At 64.2% G+C, this 17,980-nt stretch carries 16 protein-coding genes; 6 read left to right on the plus strand and 10 right to left on the minus strand.

Annotated features, from left to right (window positions below; translation table 11 throughout):
• Nucleotides 1–30: 30 nt before the first annotated feature.
• The 3 genes from OB916_RS00585 to OB916_RS00595 form a co-directional block, all read right to left on the minus strand.
• The gene (locus OB916_RS00585; RefSeq protein WP_315907332.1) at nt 31–858 is read right to left on the minus strand and encodes an ABC transporter permease; all 828 of its coding nucleotides are present in this window, start codon (nt 856–858) and stop codon (nt 31–33) included.
• Complete coding sequence (locus tag OB916_RS00590) at nt 855–1,910, minus strand: ABC transporter ATP-binding protein (RefSeq protein ID WP_315907333.1); 1,056 nt, start codon at nt 1,908–1,910, stop codon at nt 855–857. Before OB916_RS00590 ends, OB916_RS00585 begins: the two co-directional genes overlap by 4 nt.
• 243 nt (nt 1,911–2,153) lie before the next feature.
• Nucleotides 2,154–3,527, minus strand: a complete 1,374-nt coding sequence (locus OB916_RS00595; protein ID WP_315907334.1) for an adenylosuccinate synthase — start codon at nt 3,525–3,527, stop codon at nt 2,154–2,156.
• A gap of 170 nt (nt 3,528–3,697) precedes the next feature.
• Between OB916_RS00595 and OB916_RS00600 the strand changes: the two genes are divergently transcribed.
• Nucleotides 3,698–4,003, plus strand: coding sequence for a hypothetical protein (locus OB916_RS00600; protein WP_315907335.1), 306 nt, complete (start codon nt 3,698–3,700; stop codon nt 4,001–4,003).
• Here OB916_RS00600 and OB916_RS00605 read toward each other — a convergent pair.
• Complete coding sequence (locus OB916_RS00605; RefSeq protein ID WP_315907336.1) at nt 4,000–6,375, minus strand: DUF7527 domain-containing protein; 2,376 nt, start codon at nt 6,373–6,375, stop codon at nt 4,000–4,002. The genes OB916_RS00600 and OB916_RS00605 overlap by 4 nt on opposite strands.
• A gap of 88 nt (nt 6,376–6,463) precedes the next feature.
• On the opposite strand from OB916_RS00605, the gene OB916_RS00610 reads away from it, so the two are divergent.
• From OB916_RS00610 to OB916_RS00630, 5 genes are all read left to right on the plus strand, one after another.
• Nucleotides 6,464–6,877, plus strand: a complete 414-nt coding sequence (locus OB916_RS00610; protein ID WP_315907337.1) for a DUF7541 family protein — start codon at nt 6,464–6,466, stop codon at nt 6,875–6,877.
• A 44-nt stretch (nt 6,878–6,921) separates the two neighbouring features.
• Complete coding sequence (locus OB916_RS00615) at nt 6,922–7,218, plus strand: DUF6684 family protein (RefSeq protein WP_315907338.1); 297 nt, start codon at nt 6,922–6,924, stop codon at nt 7,216–7,218.
• 212 nt (nt 7,219–7,430) lie between these two features.
• Nucleotides 7,431–9,185 (plus strand): cytochrome c oxidase subunit I, encoded by a 1,755-nt coding sequence (ctaD, locus tag OB916_RS00620; protein ID WP_315907339.1) that lies wholly within the window; start codon nt 7,431–7,433, stop codon nt 9,183–9,185.
• Between the two features lie 54 nt (nt 9,186–9,239).
• Nucleotides 9,240–10,247 carry a hypothetical protein gene (locus OB916_RS00625; protein WP_315907340.1) on the plus strand — a complete coding sequence of 336 codons (1,008 nt, stop codon included), beginning with the start codon at nt 9,240–9,242 and terminating at the stop codon, nt 10,245–10,247.
• A gap of 152 nt (nt 10,248–10,399) precedes the next feature.
• Nucleotides 10,400–10,660 carry a DUF7520 family protein gene (locus OB916_RS00630; RefSeq protein WP_315907341.1) on the plus strand — a complete coding sequence of 87 codons (261 nt, stop codon included), beginning with the start codon at nt 10,400–10,402 and terminating at the stop codon, nt 10,658–10,660.
• A gap of 11 nt (nt 10,661–10,671) precedes the next feature.
• Here the strand turns inward: OB916_RS00630 and OB916_RS00635 are convergent, their stop codons facing one another.
• The 6 genes from OB916_RS00635 to OB916_RS00660 form a co-directional block, all read right to left on the minus strand.
• Nucleotides 10,672–11,487, minus strand: a complete 816-nt coding sequence (locus tag OB916_RS00635) for a CBS domain-containing ParB/RepB/Spo0J family partition protein (protein ID WP_315907342.1) — start codon at nt 11,485–11,487, stop codon at nt 10,672–10,674.
• Nucleotides 11,488–11,661: 174 nt separating this feature from the next.
• Nucleotides 11,662–13,185, minus strand: a complete 1,524-nt coding sequence (locus tag OB916_RS00640) for a DHH family phosphoesterase (RefSeq protein WP_315907343.1) — start codon at nt 13,183–13,185, stop codon at nt 11,662–11,664.
• Nucleotides 13,186–13,265: 80 nt separating this feature from the next.
• Nucleotides 13,266–13,694, minus strand: coding sequence for an HTH-type transcriptional regulator LrpA1 (gene lrpA1, locus OB916_RS00645; RefSeq protein WP_315907344.1), 429 nt, complete (start codon nt 13,692–13,694; stop codon nt 13,266–13,268).
• Between the two features lie 69 nt (nt 13,695–13,763).
• Nucleotides 13,764–14,699 (minus strand): thiamine pyrophosphate-dependent enzyme, encoded by a 936-nt coding sequence (locus OB916_RS00650; RefSeq protein WP_315907345.1) that lies wholly within the window; start codon nt 14,697–14,699, stop codon nt 13,764–13,766.
• 3 nt (nt 14,700–14,702) lie between these two features.
• On the minus strand, nt 14,703–16,610 hold the full coding sequence (locus OB916_RS00655) for a 2-oxoacid:acceptor oxidoreductase subunit alpha (RefSeq protein WP_315907346.1): 1,908 nt from the start codon (nt 16,608–16,610) through the stop codon (nt 14,703–14,705).
• Nucleotides 16,611–16,819: 209 nt separating this feature from the next.
• Nucleotides 16,820–17,974 (minus strand): acyl-CoA dehydrogenase family protein, encoded by a 1,155-nt coding sequence (locus OB916_RS00660; RefSeq protein WP_315907347.1) that lies wholly within the window; start codon nt 17,972–17,974, stop codon nt 16,820–16,822.
• Nucleotides 17,975–17,980: the final 6 nt, after the last annotated feature.

The raw sequence follows: 17,980 nt of genomic DNA on the forward strand, positions 1-17,980 counted from the left end.
GACCCGTCGCTGCCATTCTGACGACGTCGGTCAGTAGTCACCGAGGACGCCGAGTCGCCGCGCCCGTCTGCTGGCGTAGTGGAAGACGGCGTAGCCGGCCACGACGTAGACGGCCGCAACGCCGACGAGCAGCGCGAGGTCAGCGGGCGAGAACTCCCAGATGCGGGTTCCGTCTCGCATCGCTCGCTGGAGGAGCGCGCTCCCGTGGACGAGCGGCAGGAACTCCGTCCAGCTGAGTTCGAACGCCGGCGCGGAGATGAGGACGACGAACCCGAACTGGAGGAGATTCAGCCAGTTCCCGATGCGCTTGTACAGCACCGACAGCCCCCCGGCTGCGAAGCCAAGTCCCATCACCGAGAGGATGGTGAACGTCGCCACGACGAGGATCGTCACGACGGGCAGCGCCAGTGTCGTCCCGGTGACGAGCAGCATGACCGCGAGGACGACTGTCGAGGTGAGGAACGTTCGGACTACCTTCGCGACGCCTTTCGCGAACGCCACCGGTGCGAACCCGAACGGCGTCATGAAGTGTCGCTCCAGCGTTCCCCAGGAGACGTCGCTGCGGATGTCGTTCGAGACCGAGGAGTAAGCGCCGACCGACAGCGTCCACAGGAAGTAGCCGACGACGATGCCTTCGAGCGAATCCGTCAGCGCCTGCCCTGCGAGCATCCGGCCGCCATAGAACAGGAGACCGAAGAAGATGAGCGAGACGACGATCGCTCCGACAGCGTTGGCCGGGTAGCGCACGAATATGAGGTATTCGCGGTAAAGGACGGCCTTCGCGAGGTGATAATACCCCGCCTCCGCGGACTCTCCGCCCGCGTCGCCCGGGGGGACGGTGGGGTCGGGGCTGCTCATCGCGCACCGCCGCCGGTCATCTCCAGGAACGCCTCTTCGAGGTCGGGTTCGACGGTGTTCACGGCGTCGAGGGTGACGCCGTGGGCCTCCAGCAGGTCAGTCAGCTCGTAGAAGCCTGCGGAGTCGGTCGCGACCTCCACGTGGACGCGACCGTCGAAGCGCTCGACTTCGGTCACCTCGAAGCGCTCGCGGATGGCCGCAACGGTCTGCTCGTCGAAGTCCTGGCCCCTGATACGGTAGCCGTGCGTGTCGAAGCCGCCGAGCAGGCTGGTGACGCTGTCGTCGGCGATGACCTGCCCGTCGCTCATAATGACGACGCGGTCACAGACGTCTTCGATGACGTCCATGTCGTGGCTCGAGAGGACGACCGTCAGGCCACGCTCGGCGACGATGCGACGGAGCTCTCGCCGGAGTGTGAGCGAACTCTCGACGTCGAGGCCGAGCGTCGGCTCGTCGAGAAAGACCACGTCCGCATCGGTCGCGAGCACGGAGGCCAGCGACACTTTCTGTTTCATCCCCCGCGAGAGGTCTCGGACCGGCGTGTCCGCCCGCCCGGCGAGGTCGAGCTGTGCCAGCAGCGACTCGTGGCGGTCCGCGACCGCGTTCGGGTCGACGCCGCTTATCGTGCTGAAGTACCGGAGGTTCTCCCGAACGGTCAGCCGCCAGTAGTCGTTGCGGGCCCCCTCGAGCATGGCGTCGACGTGCCGGTACGCCTGGCGCGGGTTCGCGTGCACGTCGATGCCCCGGATTCGAACCGACCCTTCGTCCGGCAGAACCATCCCGAGAATGGACTTGATAGTCGTCGTCTTGCCCGCGCCGTTGGGACCGAGCAGGCCGACGACCGACCCGCGCTCGACGGTGAACGAGACGTCGTTGACCGCGGTGACCGCGTCCGGGCCGCTCCCGAACGTCTTCGACAGCCCCTCGACGGAGATGGCCGGCGGAGCGGTCGCCCTCCGGGCTCTCGCATCCACTTCGTCGTCCCGCTCGTCGGCGACGGCGTCACTGCTCCCGGACCGGCCCACGGGCTGCTCTCTCGACTGGCTCGCCATGTAGCTCCGTTAGGTTCTCGAACGGCAAAAGCAGCGCCCTCGTCGTCCCTGAATCGCTTCGCGCGGAGCGTGGATCAGAGAGGCTGCCGACCTGACGCCCTCTCCGCCCTGCCTTGACGCGTCCGTGCCCCGTCGAGGACAGCAGCCCCTGGCGGTGGCACAGTAGTTTGCGGTCAGCGACCGCGGTTCACCCCGTGGATCGACCGACCCGACGAACGTCTTGACGGACGCACAGCGGCAGTATCAATACTCGGGTGCTTCGAGCACGAGCGACTGCTCGCGACCGGGGCCGATGCCGACCGCGTAGATCGGCGCGTCAAGTTCGTTGCTGAGATATTCCAGGTACTCTCGGGCGTTCTCGTGGAGTGCGTCGTACCCCTCGTCTGCGACGGCGCCCCAGTCTTGCTCCGGCCAGCCCTCGAACGTGCGGAAGCTGGCCGCGCAGCGGGCCCACTGTTCGGTCGTCGCGGGGACCGTCTTGCATTCCTCGCCGTCCAGTGTGTAGGTGTGGCCGACTTTCACCTCGTCCAGACCGGCGAGCGTGTCGACGTGGTTGACCGCGAGGCCGGTAAAGCCGGACGCGCGGGCCGCGTGGCGCAACATCGGCATGTCGAGCCAGCCGACGCGGCGCGGCCGGCCGGTGACAGTGCCGTACTCGTCACCCTCCTCGCGGATGTACGTCGCCAGCTCCTCGTTTTCGCCCTCGCCTTGCTCGTCGTATCCGGGCGTGTCGCCGACGACGCCGCCCAGTTCGGTCGGCATCGGGCCGGAGCCGACGCGGGTCAGGTACGCCTTGACGACGCCGATCACTTCCCCGTCACCCACGACGCCCGGCGCGAGCCCGCTCCCGACGCAGGCCCCGCCAGCGGTCGGGTTCGACGAAGTCACGTACGGGTAGTTGCCGTGATCGATGTCCAGAAGCGTCCCCTGTGCCCCCTCGAGCATGACGTTCTTGCCCTCGGCTCTGGCCTCGGTGAGGAACTGCCCGGCGTTGACCGCCATCGAATCCAGCCGGCGGCCGTATTCGCTGAACTCCTCGTGCAATGCGTCGACATCGAAGGCCTTCGGGTACTCGGTGTCTTCCGGATTCAGTCCGTAGACCTCCTCGGCGAGCGCACGCTTCTGTGGGACGACGTACTCCAGTCGCTCCCGGAGCACGGCCGGGTCGAGCAGGTCGCCGATCCGGACCCCGCGGCGGCCGGCCTTGTCTTCGTAGGTCGGGCCGATACCGCGGCCGGTCGTGCCGACCTCCTGGTCGTCCTCGCTTTTGACGTCTTCCTCGATCGAGTCCAGCACGCGATGGAACGGCATGATCACGTGTGCGCGCTCGGCGACGCGAACGTCCGGGTCGAGTCCGCGTTCGCGAAGCGAGTCGAGCTCCTCGAACAGCGTTCGCGGATTGATCACGCAGCCGTTACCGAGCACGCCGATCTTGCCCCGGACCGCACCGCTTGGCACCAGCGAGAGCTTGTACGTCTCGCCGCCTTCGACGACGGTGTGACCCGCGTTGTCTCCGCCCTGATATCGAACGACGATGTCGGCCGCGTCGCCGTAGAGATCGACGACGCCGCCCTTTCCTTCGTCGCCGAGCTGTGAGCCGACGATCGTGACAGTCATCACGGCCGACTTCCCACCACCCGGGTAAACAGATTACGGTCCGAACTTGCGATGGCTGCTAGTGAATATATCCCAATATCTAAATACCGGGACACCGTAGTTCGCTGTAGCGATTTTTCCTCGGACAGACAGCAACCTTTAAACCCTGGGCATACAAGTTAACAAATGCCATGATAGACCGGCTTGAGAAGGAAGTCGACATGCTGGAACGCCATTTGCAGGTATTGCGGATGGTCATCGAGAACGAACCGATCGGGATCGTGAAGATGTCCAACGAGACGGGCTACCCCCACCACAAGGTTCGCTACTCGCTTCGTGTGCTCGAAGAGGAGAACCTCATCGAGCCGTCCAGTCAGGGTGCGATCACGACCGAGCAGACCGGCGAGTTCGTCGACGACCTCGACGGCAAGATCGATCATATCATCGAGAAACTCGAGGGGATGAAGATCGACGACGCGGCCGAAGTCGAAAGCTAAAGTTCCGGAACCGAGAGGTGGAAGTCGTCGTCGCGAGACTCGACCAGACAGAGGTGGAAGCCGTCTTTTCTCGATAGTCGCACGAAACTCTCGCGCTTGTCGCGACTGAGGATGCCGCCGCCGGTCGCTTCGGCGGCCGTCTCGAGTGCGTCCGGATCGAAGAAACTCGACGTGACGAAGAAGGCACCGGCGAGCCGGTCGTGTGTTTCGCCGGCGCGCGTGGCCGCTGTCACCAGGGTCGTCATCATCTCTTCGGTCGTCGCCGTCCGAGAGTCGTCGAGGTTCGTGACTACCAGTGGGTTGCCCATCCGATCCCGGACGACGACGTCGAACGATTCGTTCCCCGGTGTTTCTTCGTCGTCGCCACCGACGGTGACGGTCCCGGCGAACTCCACGCGATCGACCCTCGGGATCGCGTCATAGAGGTTTTCGAGCGCGCTCCGATGGCCAGTATCCCGGATCTCGTAGAGCAGTTTGTGGACGAACCACTCGACGAACCGGTAGTGGATCGTGTCCTCCAGGAACGATTCGTACGGCTCGCCCTCGACTGTGGCCTCCGAGTCGTCGAACTCCGTGTGATATTCCAGCGAGAGGTTCGCGTTGACCGCGTCTGCGTCCGCGCCGCCGCCGTGAGCCGCCGAGAGCGTCGCGTCGCTTTTCGAACCGTAGCGCACGAACAGGTTCGTTCCCGCGATCGCCTCCCGAGGCGACAGCGACGATCCCGTCGTCGACGGTGGCGTCTCGGCCGCGGCCGACGACCCGCTCGACGCTTCCGCGGCTTCGAGACGGTCTTCGAGCTCGGCGATCTCCTTCCGAAGCCGCTGCACCTCTCCCTGCAGGTCGTCTCGTTCCTGTCGGACTTGCTGGAGCTGTGCCTGCAGGTCGTCCCGTTCGGCCTGCAGTTCCGATCGACTGGCTTCGAGTTCCTCGATTCGCTGTTCGAGATCGTCGATTTCCGCCCTGGCCTCTTCTGGCTCGGGACTCGGCTGCTCGGATCGGCGTCGACTCGACGCCGACTGGCGGGACCCCCTCGTGGGCGTCTCGGCGGGGCGTTCGTATTGCGATCCGCCTGCCGAGCGGTCGTCGTCGGGCGTCCACGTCCGGTCGGGGTCGACCGACGGGATCGTCCGCCGCTCGAGCGACGCGTCTCCGGAACTGTCCGGGGCGTTTCCGGCCCGGGTGGCCGAATCGTCGACGTGTTCCGTGACGGCACTCTCGGCGTCGGGCGGTCGACGATCCCGCCGCGGTTCGGCATCGCGTGCCGACTGTCGTGACTCGCGGGAGCCTGACGGCGTCGAGTCACGCTCGTGTCGCTGGTCGTCACGCGACGTTCGTTCGGACTCGTACTGCTGTCCGTCGCGCGCTGTTCGTTCGGGCTCGTGTCGCTGGTCGTCGTGTGCTGGCGTCGAGTCACGCTCGTGTCGCTGGTCGTCGTGTGCTGGCGTCGAGTCACGCTCGTGTCGCTGGTCGTCACGCGACGTTCGCTCGGTCTCGTGTTCGGGCGGATCCGTCGACGCTGGTTCGTCCCCTGGCTCGGTCGCGTCCGTCGGGTGCTCGCCACCACGTTGATGCCGCTCGCCCGCCGCCGACTCATTCCGCTCGGCCGTCACCGACTCGCGGTCGCCGCCCTGGTCGGGCACGTCGGTCTCGCCCGTCGTGTCCGCAGCCCGAGACGGATCGCTCTTGGACTCGACCGATTCGGACGCGTCGTCCGCCGGTTGATCTCCGTCTGTGTCGTCTTCCTCGGACGCCGCGTCCCCGTTCTCTCCTCCGGCCGCCGCGCCCGTGTCGACTCCCTCGGATGCCGCGCCGGCGTCGTCGCTCGGGGGTTCGGGTTCCGGGATCTCGATCGGATCGATCGCGACTGGCCGGACCTTGTAGATCCCGACTTCTTCGTCGGCCCGTTCGAAGGCGTCCTCGCCACTAACTAGTCGTCCACTCTCTCCGAGAAACGCCACGCTCATGGACTTGCCTGCCTGATAGACGACGTAGTAGTCGCCGCTGAGGACGTTCTCCGACAGTTCGACGTAGCCGGTGAACCCGCCCTCCGAGAGCTTCCCGTCGGCCTCGCTCAGCGGCGTCTCTTCGCTGTAGTATTTCGCTCGCACCTCGTCGCTCCGCTCCTGCATCACTGCCAGCAGTGTCAGTGCCGGTGTCGGTGCCTCGTAGATCGTTCCTGTCGCGTCCTCGAAATCCGCGATCGTTCCATCGAGAACCCCGACGGCCGTACCCTTGACCATGTACAGCGTCGCACGACCTGCCGTGATCGCACCGGAAAACGACCGGTCGGCGAGCGTCCGGAGCTGCTCGTAGCCGTCGGTGAACGGACGCGACTCCCACTCGTCAACTCGCTCGGCCGCGCGCGTCGTCATTATCTTGCACAAGTCCCATCTGGGCCAAATAGTTTGCGCCGATCGCCGGGACCGGTGAGCCTTTTCGGCTCGAAGACAAATCACGCCCATGAGCGAGAAAGCGGGTGTCAGCGACCGCTACCGGATGGCCAGTCCCTGGCCGGTGTTCGTTGCGCTCGGGTTCGCGCTGACCGAACTCGGGCTGGTACTCGGCGTGTTTCCCGTCGCGGTCGGCGGTGGACTGCTCTTTGGTGCCAGCGTCGCCGGGATCCTGACCGAGGCCGACTACGTCGGCCACCTCTGGCGGACTGCCGCGTACATCGGCGTCGCGCTCGTGGTCGTCGGCGCGGGCCTGATCGCACTCGGCGGCCAGTTCGGCATCGATCCCGCGGTCGCCGCGGTCGACCGCCCGAACGCCGCCGGACACCGCCTGCTCAGCCGCGGACTGGCGATCGCGACTGCCGGCGTACTGTTGATCGCGACCGGCGCAGTCGGGCAGTTCGGCCGACACCCGACAGCTTAGCCGGTACCAACAATCTATTTATCTCGCTGGTCCACGTCAAACATATGACTGGCCGTATCTTCGACCGGGACACGCTGCTCGATCTCACTGTCAACGTCATCCCGCTGGCTATGCTCGCGTTCTTCCTCGTCGCGTTTCTCGTGTACGCGCCCGGCCCGTTCGCGTTCGATTCGGTGCTTTCGACCGTCCAGCTCGCGATCGTCTTCACGACGTTCGTCCTACTGGCCGTGCTGACCTACTACGCCGGGAAAGCGATCGCCGGCGCCGAGAAAGCCCAGGGCATCCACGCCGAGACCGCGACCGTCCAGCCCGACGAGTCGGCCGACCCCGAGACCGAATAGCCCCCAGAGCGCCCTGCCTTCTCTCGAGCCACCTGCAGAAGTTCTCTGTCCCTTTTCGCGCATCCGCCGCGTGCCCGGATCGAACGTCACTGGATGAGGGTGGCTTTCTACCCCGGATTACTTAAATAACCCCATATATAGTGGGTTAGTCTTCAAATCAGATCGCCGATTGACCCTAACATTTCTTTACCCCCCGGACCCGAATGGGGGACATGGCAAGCGGACAGATCGCGATCACTGTGCTGATGGGGCTCCTCCTCGTCGTCGTCGCGGCGCTGCTCACCCGCATCGAGAACTGGCGGTCGTACGCGCCGACGGCGGGTGCGAGCAGCCTCACCGGCGAGGAGACCAGCTACGGACACAGCGAGAAACCGGGCGGGATCACCCGCTGGCTCACGACGGTCGATCACAAGGACATCGGGATCCTCTATGGCGCGTTCGCGCTGGTCGCGTTCGCGGTCGGCGGGATCATGGTCGTCCTGATGCGCACCGAACTGATGTGGGCCGGCGAAGATATCATGTCTGCGTCGTTGTACAACTCTCTGCTGACAAGCCACGGGATCACGATGTTGTTCCTGTTTGGGACGCCGATTATCGCGGCGTTCGGGAACTACTTCGTGCCGCTTCTGATTGGAGCCGACGACATGGCGTTCCCGCGGATCAACGCCATCGCCTTTTGGCTGTTGCCGCCGGGAGCGCTTTTGATCTGGGGCGGCTTTCTCATCCCGGGCATGGAGGCCGCCCAGACCTCCTGGACGATGTACACGCCGCTGTCGGCCGAGCAGCCGATGATCGGCGCGGACCTGATGATCCTCGGGTTGCACCTCACGGGCGTCTCGGCGACGATGGGGGCGATCAACTTCATCGCGACCATCTTCACCGAGCGCGACGAGGAGGTTACCTGGGCCAACCTCGACATCTTCTCCTGGACGATGCTCACCCAGTCCGGGCTGATACTGTTCGCGTTCCCGCTCCTGGGTAGCGCGCTCGTGATGTTGCTGCTGGATCGCAACGTCGGGACGACCTTCTTCGCGACCGAGGGCGGTGGCGCGATCCTCTGGCAACACCTGTTCTGGTTCTTCGGCCACCCCGAAGTGTACATCCTCGTGTTACCCCCGATGGGATTGATTAGCTACATCATTCCGCGGTTCTCGGGCCGGAAGCTGTTCGGGTTCAAGTTCGTCGTCTACTCGACGCTGGCGATCGGCGTACTCTCGTTCGGCGTGTGGGCCCACCACATGTTCTCGACGGGGATCGACCCGCGCCTGCAGGTCTCGTTCATGGCGGTCTCTTTAGCGATCGCGATACCGAGCGCCGTCAAGACCTTCAACTGGATCACGACGATGTGGAACGGCAAGATCAGGTTGACGACGCCGATGCTGTTCTCGATCGGGTTCGTCGCGAACTTCATCATCGGCGGCGTCACCGGCGTGTTCCTGGCGACGATCCCCGTCGATTACCTGCTGCACGACACCTACTACGTGGTCGGGCACTTCCACTACGTGATCATGGGCGCGATCGCGTTCGCTGTCTTCGCCGGGATCTACTACTGGTTCCCCATCTACACCGGCAAGATGTACCAGAAGGCACTGGGCAAGTGGCACTTCTGGCTGACGATGATCGGGACGAACCTGACCTTTTTCGGCATGCTGATCCTCGGCTACCTCGGGATGCCACGCCGGTACGCGACCTACAACCTGGTCTCAGTCGGCCCGATTGATCTGTTCACGATCCTTCACCAGTCGGCTACCATCGGGGCCTTCATTCTCCTGATCGGCCAGCTCGTCTTCGTCTGGAACGTCGTCTCCTCGTGGCTGTACGGTCGACGCGTCGCTGACGGCGACCCCTGGGATCTCAAAGACGACGCCCTCTACAGCCGGGAGTTCCGCTGGCACGAACGCCGGATGAACGACGACCTCGTGCTCGCGGACGGCGGGGCATCGGACGACGGTTCCGAAGAATCGTAGCTGTCTGTCCTCTCATACGGGGTTTTTTCCGGTCGACAGCTGTAGACACCGGTCATGTCTGGGCAACAGCCGAGCGATACGATGCGCGAGCGGGCCGGGGAGCGCTCGCGGGTGCTCTGGGTGTTGCTGGAGGCCAATCGCTGGCTCGTTACAACGTTCCTCTCGATAGCTCTTTTCGCTTCGATCGTCGCCGGTGGCGTTCTCGTTCCCGATCCGGGACTTTCGACCGGTGATCCGATCGAGACGCTCTATCAGGCCCTGATTACGTCGACGGTGACAGGTGTGACGCTCGTGTTGACGCTGAGTCAGCTGGTTCTCTCACAGGAACTCGGGGCAGTCGGCGACCAGCGCGAACGGATGGACGGTGCGATGTCGTTCCGCCAGGACGTGGCCCAAGTGATCGATACGGGGGTCAGCCCGGCCGAGCCATCGGCGTTTCTTCGGGCACTCGTGACAGGGACACGAGACCGCGCTGCGGCAGTCGACGACGCGCTCGCGGCGAGTGACCTCGATTCCGACGCCAACGACCGCGTCACATCGTATCTCGACGGGGTGATCGAGAACGCCGATAGCGTGATCAATCAACTCGAGGGCGCCACCTTCGGCGAGTTCGATGTCGTCCGGGCGGCACTGAACTACAACTACTCCTGGAAACTCTACGAGGGGCGCTCGATCCACGAGGACGCTGCACTCCCCGACGCTGCCGTATCGGAACTCGAATCGCTGCTCGATACCCTGGAACTGTTCGGACCTGCCCGTGAACACTTCAAGACGCTGTATTTCCAGTGGGAGCTATCGAATCTCTCACAGACGCTGTTGTACACCGCTGTCCCGGCGCTTTCGGTTGCGGTCACGTCGTTGCTGTTTCTCGATCCGGCGACGTTCGACGGAGCGACCGGTGGCGTCTCACACGCGCTCGTGCTCGTCGCTGCGACGACGACGGTCTCGCTGTTACCGTTCACGATCCTGCTGGCATACATGCTCCGCATCGTGACGATAACGAAACGGACGCTCTCGATCGGCCCGTTTATCCTCCGTGAGACCGATCGGTCGGCAGAATAGCCGGATCTAGCCGATCACGAGCGCGAAGCCGGCAGCGAACATCATGATCGCGATCGCCGCCAGCACGAGCAGGAGCAATTCTTTCTCCGACATTGCCCGACGTTATCGCCGGAAGTGAAAAGCATAATCGCTCCCGGCACGAATCGAGGGTTGTGTCACGACGTCTGTCCGGGCGGCGGGTGATCTACATCGTCTACGCCGCCATCGTCTCGATCGCTGCCCTCATGGGATTCATCCTCGGAACTATCAATCCCGAGGGGATGGACCCGACGTTGTTCTTCGTCGTCGATCTGCCGGCGACGCCGGTCGGGATGGTGATCTTCGGCGTCTCGACGATCGGCCTGGGTCTGGGCGCGTTGCTGTTGCTGGTCGCCTACGTCGCGGATCGATACGACGACGCCGAACTCTCCTGAAACGGTCCTGATCACGCGGAGTCGTCGCCGTCGTCGCCGCCCATTCGTTCGGTCGTCTCGACGAGCGGGTGGCGGGCGTAGTCGACGATCGTGATGTCGTCGATCGATTTCAGGTCCTCTTCTTCGGCGGTTTTGGCCATCTCGAGATCGACGCGTTTGTCGACGCTGATGACGTATGCTTCCATCTCCCCGATCCCGAGTTCGTTGGCTGCGGTCGTCCGGTGGTGGCCGTCGACCAGCAGGAGTTCGCCGTCGTTGTCGACGACAACTAGCGGCTCCGCCAGTCCGCGTTCCAGTTCGTAACTCCGCCCTTCGAGCTCGTCGGCGTAGACGCGGGTCTGTGTCGGTCGGAGCTCCGACAGCGCGACCTGCCGACGATCCCGGTCCGTCTCGACGCTGTGGACCTCTTCGATCGTTTCCTGGAGTTCCTCGACTTTGTCCGGCGTCGCGCGCTCGATCTGACTGCGGATGACGTCCGTGTTCGCGATGATCCCGACGAGATCGCCGGTGTCGTCGACGACGGGCAATCGCTGGATGCCCGATCGCAGGATGACGCGAGCGGCGTCGTCCAGGTTCATGTCCGGGTGAGCGACGAGCAGATCCGTGCTCATGACCTCGCGGATCTCCGTCTCGTCGTCGGCCAACAGCAGATCGCTCGCGCTGACGAACCCCTCGACGTGGCTGTCGTCGGTGACCGGAAGCCCGCTGTGGTCGTCGCTGTCGGCGATCCGCCGGGCCACGTCCCCGACTGTCGCCGTCGGTGCGACTGTCGAGACCTCGCGCGTCATGTACTCCTCGACTGTCAGCGACCCATCGGAACTGGCCATCAACGATACTGACGGCGCCATGATTGAAAAACCCCACGTCAGACGGACCCGCTGTACGTCTGTTCCGTATTATCGTGACTGTTATACGTCTGTTCCGTATTATCGTGGTTGCTGTAGTCAGTACCGGATCGACCGCGGAGCGGTCGAAGCGGCAAACCGGTACGACAAACCGTATCAGTCGTCGATCGACTCGGCGTCGGGCGGGGTGACGAACACGTCGCGATCCTCGGGTTCGCCCTCGACGTGATACTGCTCGCCGGTCCCGGCCCGGATCGGCCGGTTCCAGCGCGCTTGCAGCACGTCGAGAAATCGATCCGTGACGATCTCGTCGACGATCTCGACGAGTGGACGATCGTCCGCTTCGAAGCCGTCCGCTTCGAAACTCCCGGCCTCGATCTGGGCGCCGGCCATGTCGGCGTGGCCGCCCGCACTGCCGATCGGTCCGAACGCGTCCCGGAGCGCCTCGCCGATGTCGAGGTCGGCTCCGCGCGTCCGCGCCGAGACGTGGATCGTGCCGTCTTCGATCCCGTAGACGAGTGTCGTCGTCACGTCCTCGATGTTCAGCAGTCGGTCGGCAGCCTGTGCCAGTGCGTCGCGGTTCTGGATGTCGTCGACGCCGGTGATTACGACCGGTCCGTGCCTGGTGCGATTGCGGATCGCACAGCCGATCGTCTCGAAGGTTTCCGGTGACATGCTCGGGTTCTCGATCCGCTGGAGTGTCCCCAGGTTCGCGACCGGGAGCAGTGCCGCTGCCGCCTCGAAGTCGGTCTGACAGGCCTCCCGACGAAACTCGTCGGTGTCGATCCGGATTCCGAACAGCAGTGCCGTCGCGACGGTCTCGTCGATCTGGACCGCCGATTGCTGGAGGTACTCGACGAGGAGCGTGCTCGTCGCGCCGACGTCGCTTCGCAGGTCGACGTGTGCCGCCTCGACCGGCTCTCGTGGCGGATGATGGTCGATGACGATGTCGATCGGCGTCTCGATCGGCAACTGGTCGTTGACGCCTGGCCGGGAGTGATCGACCAGGGCGAACCCACCGAATTCAGAAAGGTCGTCTCCGGCGTCGAGGTTCCGCAACTCGATGTCGAGGAGGTTGACGAACGCCCGGTTCTCCTGGTGCGTGATCGATCCGTAATAGCACAGCTCCGCGGTGCGTCCAGCCAGGTTCGCGAGCCGTGCGAGAGCGAGTGCGCTCGCGATCGCGTCCGGATCGGGGTTGTCGTGCATGACGATCGCCAGCGGGTCGTCGATATCGGTGAATACGTGCCGCAGGCTCCGGAGCCGGCTCCCGGCCTCGCTCAGCCGATTCGTGATCGCCTCTCTGGTGGCCGTCGACCGGTCGATGACGCGGTCGGCGTATCGTTCGATCGTCGCTCGCGCGTTTGTGTTCTCCGCTCCGAGGTACCCGATCCGGAGCGTCTCGGGGAAGATGTCCGCGGCGGCGCGCAAGATCTCGGCGGTCGTCGAGGGGTCGTCCGCGAACGCGAGGACGCTCTCGAGTTCGGTTTCGATCGCTTCGAGCGTGTCGGGTTCGGTCGGATCGCCGTGTCGCACAGTCGCGCCGGGCACGTTCTCAGTGGTAGTCTCCAGCAGCCGCTCCTCGTCGCTGACGACGACGAGCGGTCGGCTCCCGTCACCCAATCGCTCGACGAGTTCGTAGGCGAGCGTGCCGGATCCCGCCACCAACCGCGCGCGCATAGATCGGAACTGCTATCTACAGCGTCAAAAGAGCGTCGTTGCCGCCCTCGCCGGAGAATGCCGTCGTCACTCTGTCAGGATTACTTGAGTCGTTCCTGCAGAAACGAGGGGTGAGCGGCCGTCACGCCCTCGATGCTCAGGATCGACTCCTCGATGATGTCTCCCAGTTCGTCTCCGTCCCGTCCACGAACCTCGGCCATCAGCATGTGATCGCCACTGGAGGTATACAGTGCTTCGACCTCCCCGACGTCCCGGAGTTCGCGAGTCGCCTCGACGTAGCGTTCGCTTTCGACGTCGATACCGACCATCGCGATCGACTGGCTCGAGAGCTTCTTCGGGTCGACGTCGGCGGAGTAGCCGACGATCACGCCCTCCTCTTCGAGCTTGTCGATGTACTTTCTCACTGTTGGCTTGGAGACGTCCGCCCGTTCGGCGATCTCCGCGTAGGACGCCTGGGCGTCTTCTTCGAGAACGGCGAGGATACGGTCCGCCGTAGATTCCGCGCTCATGGACGTTTCTTTCCGGTGCGCGAAAAAATACCTTGCGAACGGGGAAACGGGGTTCGCCTCGTCGAACCCTTATTTATGCTTTTCGAGAAGCTGGTAGGATCGGTCCCACTCGGCGTCCTCGTCGAAGTACCGCTCGGCCAGCGGCTGCTCGGGCATCTCGCCGATCGCCTGCTTCTCCGCGGTGTAAGAGGGGCGCTCGTCGTCGACGTAGAAGCGACCGGTGAGGATCTCGCCTTCGTGGAGCTTGGATTCGGCGTCGTACATGGCGTGTGCGGCCTCGGCACGGTCGTTGATGTCGTGACCGTACTCGTCGGATTCCTGGATGTCGATGTAGGGGACGTACTGTTTGGCGTCCTTGTTCCAGGTCGGACACTGGGTCAGGAAGTCCACGTGTGCGAAGCCGTCGTGCTGGATGGCTTCCGCGAGGATCTCCGCGGCCTGGTTCGGGTTGACCGCGGCCGTGCGGGCGATGTAGGACGCACCGGCCGACAGCGAGAGGCTGAGCGGCCGAAGCGGATCCTTTGCGCTTCCGGACGGCTGGGTCTTGGATTTGTGGCCCTTCGGCGAGGTCGGGGAGGTCTGGCCCTTCGTCAGCCCGAAGATCTCGTTGTTAAACACGATATAGGTCATATCGTGGTTCTCGCGGGCCGTGTGGATGAAGTGGTTGCCACCGATTCCGTAGCCGTCACCGTCGCCACCGGCGGCGATGACTTCGATACCCGGATTGGCCAGCTTGGTCGCCCGTGCGACCGGCAGCGACCGACCGTGGATCGTGTGGAAGCCGTAACTCTCGAAGTAGCTGTTCAGTTTGCCGGAACAGCCGATTCCGGTGAACACGGCGACCTCGTCGGGATTGAGGCCGACTTCCGGCATCGCCTTTTTCAGTGCGTTGAGGACACCGAAGTCACCACAGCCCGGACACCACGTAGGCTGGGGCTCGATCCCCGGTGTGAACGCTTCGTCTTCTAGCTCGCTGTCCGATCCGATTGCGCTGAATGCACTCATTGGTTAGTCACCTGCCGCTGGGACGTAGGTCATTCGCTGGTGGGGCAGTTCCCCGCCCTCGTTGCTCGTTTCGAACCCCTCGACGATGTCGCGAGGTTCGAAGGGGTTGCCGTTGTACTTGAGGAGACTGGAGAGCTTGTCGCCGTACTTGCCCAGCTCCTTCTGGATGTGCCCGCGGAGCTGTCCGCTGGCGTTCATCTCGACGACGACGGCGTGCTCGACGCTGTCGAGGAACTCGGTCATCTCCGTCTCGGGGAACGGCATCAGATCCGAGACGCCGACGGCCTTCACGGAGTGGCCCATCTCGTTGAGCTCGTTGACGGCCTCGAAGACCGTGTCCTGCTGGCTCCCCCAGGTGACGATGCCGTAGTCGGCGTCCTCGGGGCCGTGATAGGTCTGGTGAGACTGCTCGGCGGCGTCCAGTTCCTCGCGGATGTCGTCGAGCTTGCCCATCCGTCGGTTCATCTGGATGACCCGGTTCTCGGGGTCCTCGCTGATGTGGCCGACTTCGTTGTGTTCGTTACCGGTCGCGAGGAAACGGCCACCCGCCTGGCCGGGCACCGAGCGCGGGCTGACGTTCGAGCCGTCCTCGGGACTGTGGAGGAATCGCTTGAACTTGCCGGAGGCGTGGTGGGCAGCCTCGGCGATCTCTTCTTCGGTCAGCACCGATCCGGGGTCGGTGTTGGGCTCCTCGTCGAAGAAGCTCTCGGGGACGTTACGCAGCTCCCCCTGGAGCTTCTGGTCGTAGGCGACGATCGCCGGGATCTGGTACTCGTAGGCGAGTTCGAACGCCTTGCGAGTCTGGGTGTAACACTCCCTGATGTTGGCCGGGGAGAACACGACCCGCGTCGAGTCTCCCTGACTCGTATAGAGGATGTGTTCGAGGTCGCCCTGTTCGGGCTTGGTCGGCATCCCGGTCGATGGACCGGCACGCATCGCTTCGACCAGGACCAGCGGCGTCTCGGTCATCTCCGCGAGTCCGAGCGGTTCGGACATCAGCGCGAAGCCACCGCCGGAAGAGCCGGACATGGCCTTCACGCCGGCGTGGGAGGCACCGATCGCCAGCGCTGCGGCGGCGATCTCGTCCTCGACCTGCTCACTGATTCCGCCGAACTTCGGCAGGTTCTGGGACATGATCGTGAACACGTCGGTCCACGGGGTCATCGGATAGCCCGCGATGAACCGACAGCCCTCGTCGATCGCCCCGTAGGAGATGGCGTCACTGCCCGACAGCAGGACCTGCTCCTCGTCGTGGCCTTCGCCTTCCGGCGCGGACCAGCCGTGGGTCTGCTCGACTTCCTGGCCGAGCTCGTAGGCGTCTTCGAGCACCTTGAGGTTCGCCTCTTTCATCTCTCCGGACATGCCGTTGGAGATGATTTCCTCGAAGTACGCCGGATCGATGTCCAGCAGTGCCGCCGTGAACCCGACACCGGCGGTGTTTCGCATGACGTCGCGGCCGTGCTCGCGGGCGATCCCGCGCAGGTCGACGGGATAGACGTGCCAGCCGTTCTCCTCGGCACGCTCCTGGAGGTTGATCTCCGCGACATCTTCCTCGTCGAGCAAGCCCTCGTCGTAGACGATGACGCCACCCTCGTTGAGCTCGTCGAGATTCTCCGTCAGCGGTTTTGCCTCCTCGTTGCCGTAGTAGGCGTCTTCGCCCGGATTACGGGCGAAACTGTCCCCGAGCGTGAGGAGGAAGTTGTATCCGTCGCCACGCGACTCGACCGGGCCGTTGCCGGCACGTACCTCGACGTACGTGTGGCCGCCGCGGATCCGCGACGGGTAGTGTCGATGTGTAAATACGTTGAGTCCCGAACGCAACAGGGCCTTCGCGAAGTTCTGGCTCGTCGAGTCGATTCCGTCGCCGGAACCGCCTGCGATTCGCCACATGAGGTCTTCTGGCTCTGGCATGTGTAAATCATCGGCCCCCTGCGGGCGCCGTATACGAACCAGGATTCGCCCGGACAAAAGCGTTGTCACTGACTTATTTTACAATGTTTATTATAATTCTGTCGTATCCTGATAAGAAATTTATCGGCCCTTATTGCCGGTTTCGGTCTGTCGGGGTTACTAGTGGTGAGCCGTGCCTCATGGCGGTTGCTATTGGTGTGTTTTGGATCCTACTTCGGCTGCTGGCGGTAGATCAGGTTGCGCTGGATGTCGTTGGCCCCCTCGTAGATGACAGGGATCCGGACGTCCCGGTAGACGCGGGCGATCCGCCGGTCGGCCAATACGGAGCGGCCGCCGTGCAGTTTCATCCCCTGTTCGGCACACTCGGCCGCCACCTCCGTGGATTTAGTCTTCGCGAGCGCGGCCCAGAAGCCGGCGTCGTCGCTCGCCGCGACCTTGCTCGCGGCCCGCCAGGTCAGCGCGCGGGCCGCCTCGAACTCCAGGCGCATCTCCGCTAGCGTATGCTGGACCGCCTGGAAGTCGGCGACGTCCCGGCCGAACGCCTCCCGGTCGTGCACGAAGTCGTTTGCCTCCTCGATGGCGGCCGCGGCCAGCCCCAGACCGTGGCCGCCGACGATCACTCGGCCGTGGTTGAAGAACTCCGCGAGCATGAAAAAGCCCGCGCCCTCCGCCCCGATCAGGTTCTCTTCGGGGATCCGGCAGTCGTTGAACTCGATGTGAGCCTGCTTGCTCGCGCGAAACCCCATCTTCTCGGGGATGTGTTCGGCGTCGTAGCCGTCGGCGTCGGTCGGGACGACGAACAGCGAGTAGTTGCCGTAGCGGTTGTCCGGGTCGTCACCGGTCTTGGCGTAGACGGTCACCCAGTCGGCCTCGACGCCGTTGCCGATCCAGTATTTCTCGCCGTTCAGCACCCACTCGTCGCCGTCCTTCTCGGCGGCGGTCGTCATCCCCGCGAGGTCGCTGCCCGTCTCGGGTTCCGAAACCGCCAGCCCGGTGAGCTGTTCGTTCGCGGCGACCGGCCGGAGGTATTCCTCCTTCTGGGCCTCGCTGCCGTGATCGGCCAGGATCTCCGCGCCGAAGCTCGCGAGCTGTAGCGTCAGCGCGATCCCCGCGTCCGCCCGGTAGAACTCCTCGGCGATCGCCAGTACCTGCTGGAGGTCGAACCCGCGTCCCCCGTACTCCTCGGGGATGTCCTGGGCGACGAGTCCGGCGTCCATCCCCGCTTCGAGGATCTCCCAGGGGTACTCCCCCCGTCGATAGTGCTCCTCGGCGTTCGGGATGATGTGTTCGGCGGCAAACTCCCGCGCGTCGTGTTTGACCTCGCGTGCGTGTTCCGGGACGATCCCGTCGTCGAGTAACTCCATAATAGA

The sequence above is a fragment of the Halapricum hydrolyticum genome (assembly GCF_025517535.1).
Taxonomy (GTDB): Archaea; Halobacteriota; Halobacteria; order Halobacteriales; family Haloarculaceae; genus Halapricum; species Halapricum hydrolyticum.

Bases quoted from the DNA above. Each gene is read 5' to 3' on its own strand.
- OB916_RS00585 (WP_315907332.1), bottom strand. From the start codon at position 858: ATGAGCAGCCCCGACCCCACCGTCCCCCCGGGCGACGCGGGCGGAGAG.
- OB916_RS00590 (WP_315907333.1), bottom strand. From the start codon at position 1,910: ATGGCGAGCCAGTCGAGAGAGCAGCCCGTGGGCCGGTCCGGGAGCAGT.
- OB916_RS00595 (WP_315907334.1), bottom strand. From the start codon at position 3,527: ATGACTGTCACGATCGTCGGCTCACAGCTCGGCGACGAAGGAAAGGGC.
- OB916_RS00600 (WP_315907335.1), top strand. From the start codon at position 3,698: ATGATAGACCGGCTTGAGAAGGAAGTCGACATGCTGGAACGCCATTTG.
- OB916_RS00605 (WP_315907336.1), bottom strand. From the start codon at position 6,375: ATGACGACGCGCGCGGCCGAGCGAGTTGACGAGTGGGAGTCGCGTCCG.
- OB916_RS00610 (WP_315907337.1), top strand. From the start codon at position 6,464: ATGAGCGAGAAAGCGGGTGTCAGCGACCGCTACCGGATGGCCAGTCCC.
- OB916_RS00615 (WP_315907338.1), top strand. From the start codon at position 6,922: ATGACTGGCCGTATCTTCGACCGGGACACGCTGCTCGATCTCACTGTC.
- ctaD (WP_315907339.1), top strand. From the start codon at position 7,431: ATGGCAAGCGGACAGATCGCGATCACTGTGCTGATGGGGCTCCTCCTC.
- OB916_RS00625 (WP_315907340.1), top strand. From the start codon at position 9,240: ATGTCTGGGCAACAGCCGAGCGATACGATGCGCGAGCGGGCCGGGGAG.
- OB916_RS00635 (WP_315907342.1), bottom strand. From the start codon at position 11,487: ATGGCCAGTTCCGATGGGTCGCTGACAGTCGAGGAGTACATGACGCGC.
- OB916_RS00640 (WP_315907343.1), bottom strand. From the start codon at position 13,185: ATGCGCGCGCGGTTGGTGGCGGGATCCGGCACGCTCGCCTACGAACTC.
- lrpA1 (WP_315907344.1), bottom strand. From the start codon at position 13,694: ATGAGCGCGGAATCTACGGCGGACCGTATCCTCGCCGTTCTCGAAGAA.
- OB916_RS00650 (WP_315907345.1), bottom strand. From the start codon at position 14,699: ATGAGTGCATTCAGCGCAATCGGATCGGACAGCGAGCTAGAAGACGAA.
- OB916_RS00655 (WP_315907346.1), bottom strand. From the start codon at position 16,610: ATGCCAGAGCCAGAAGACCTCATGTGGCGAATCGCAGGCGGTTCCGGC.
- OB916_RS00660 (WP_315907347.1), bottom strand. From the start codon at position 17,974: ATGGAGTTACTCGACGACGGGATCGTCCCGGAACACGCACGCGAGGTC.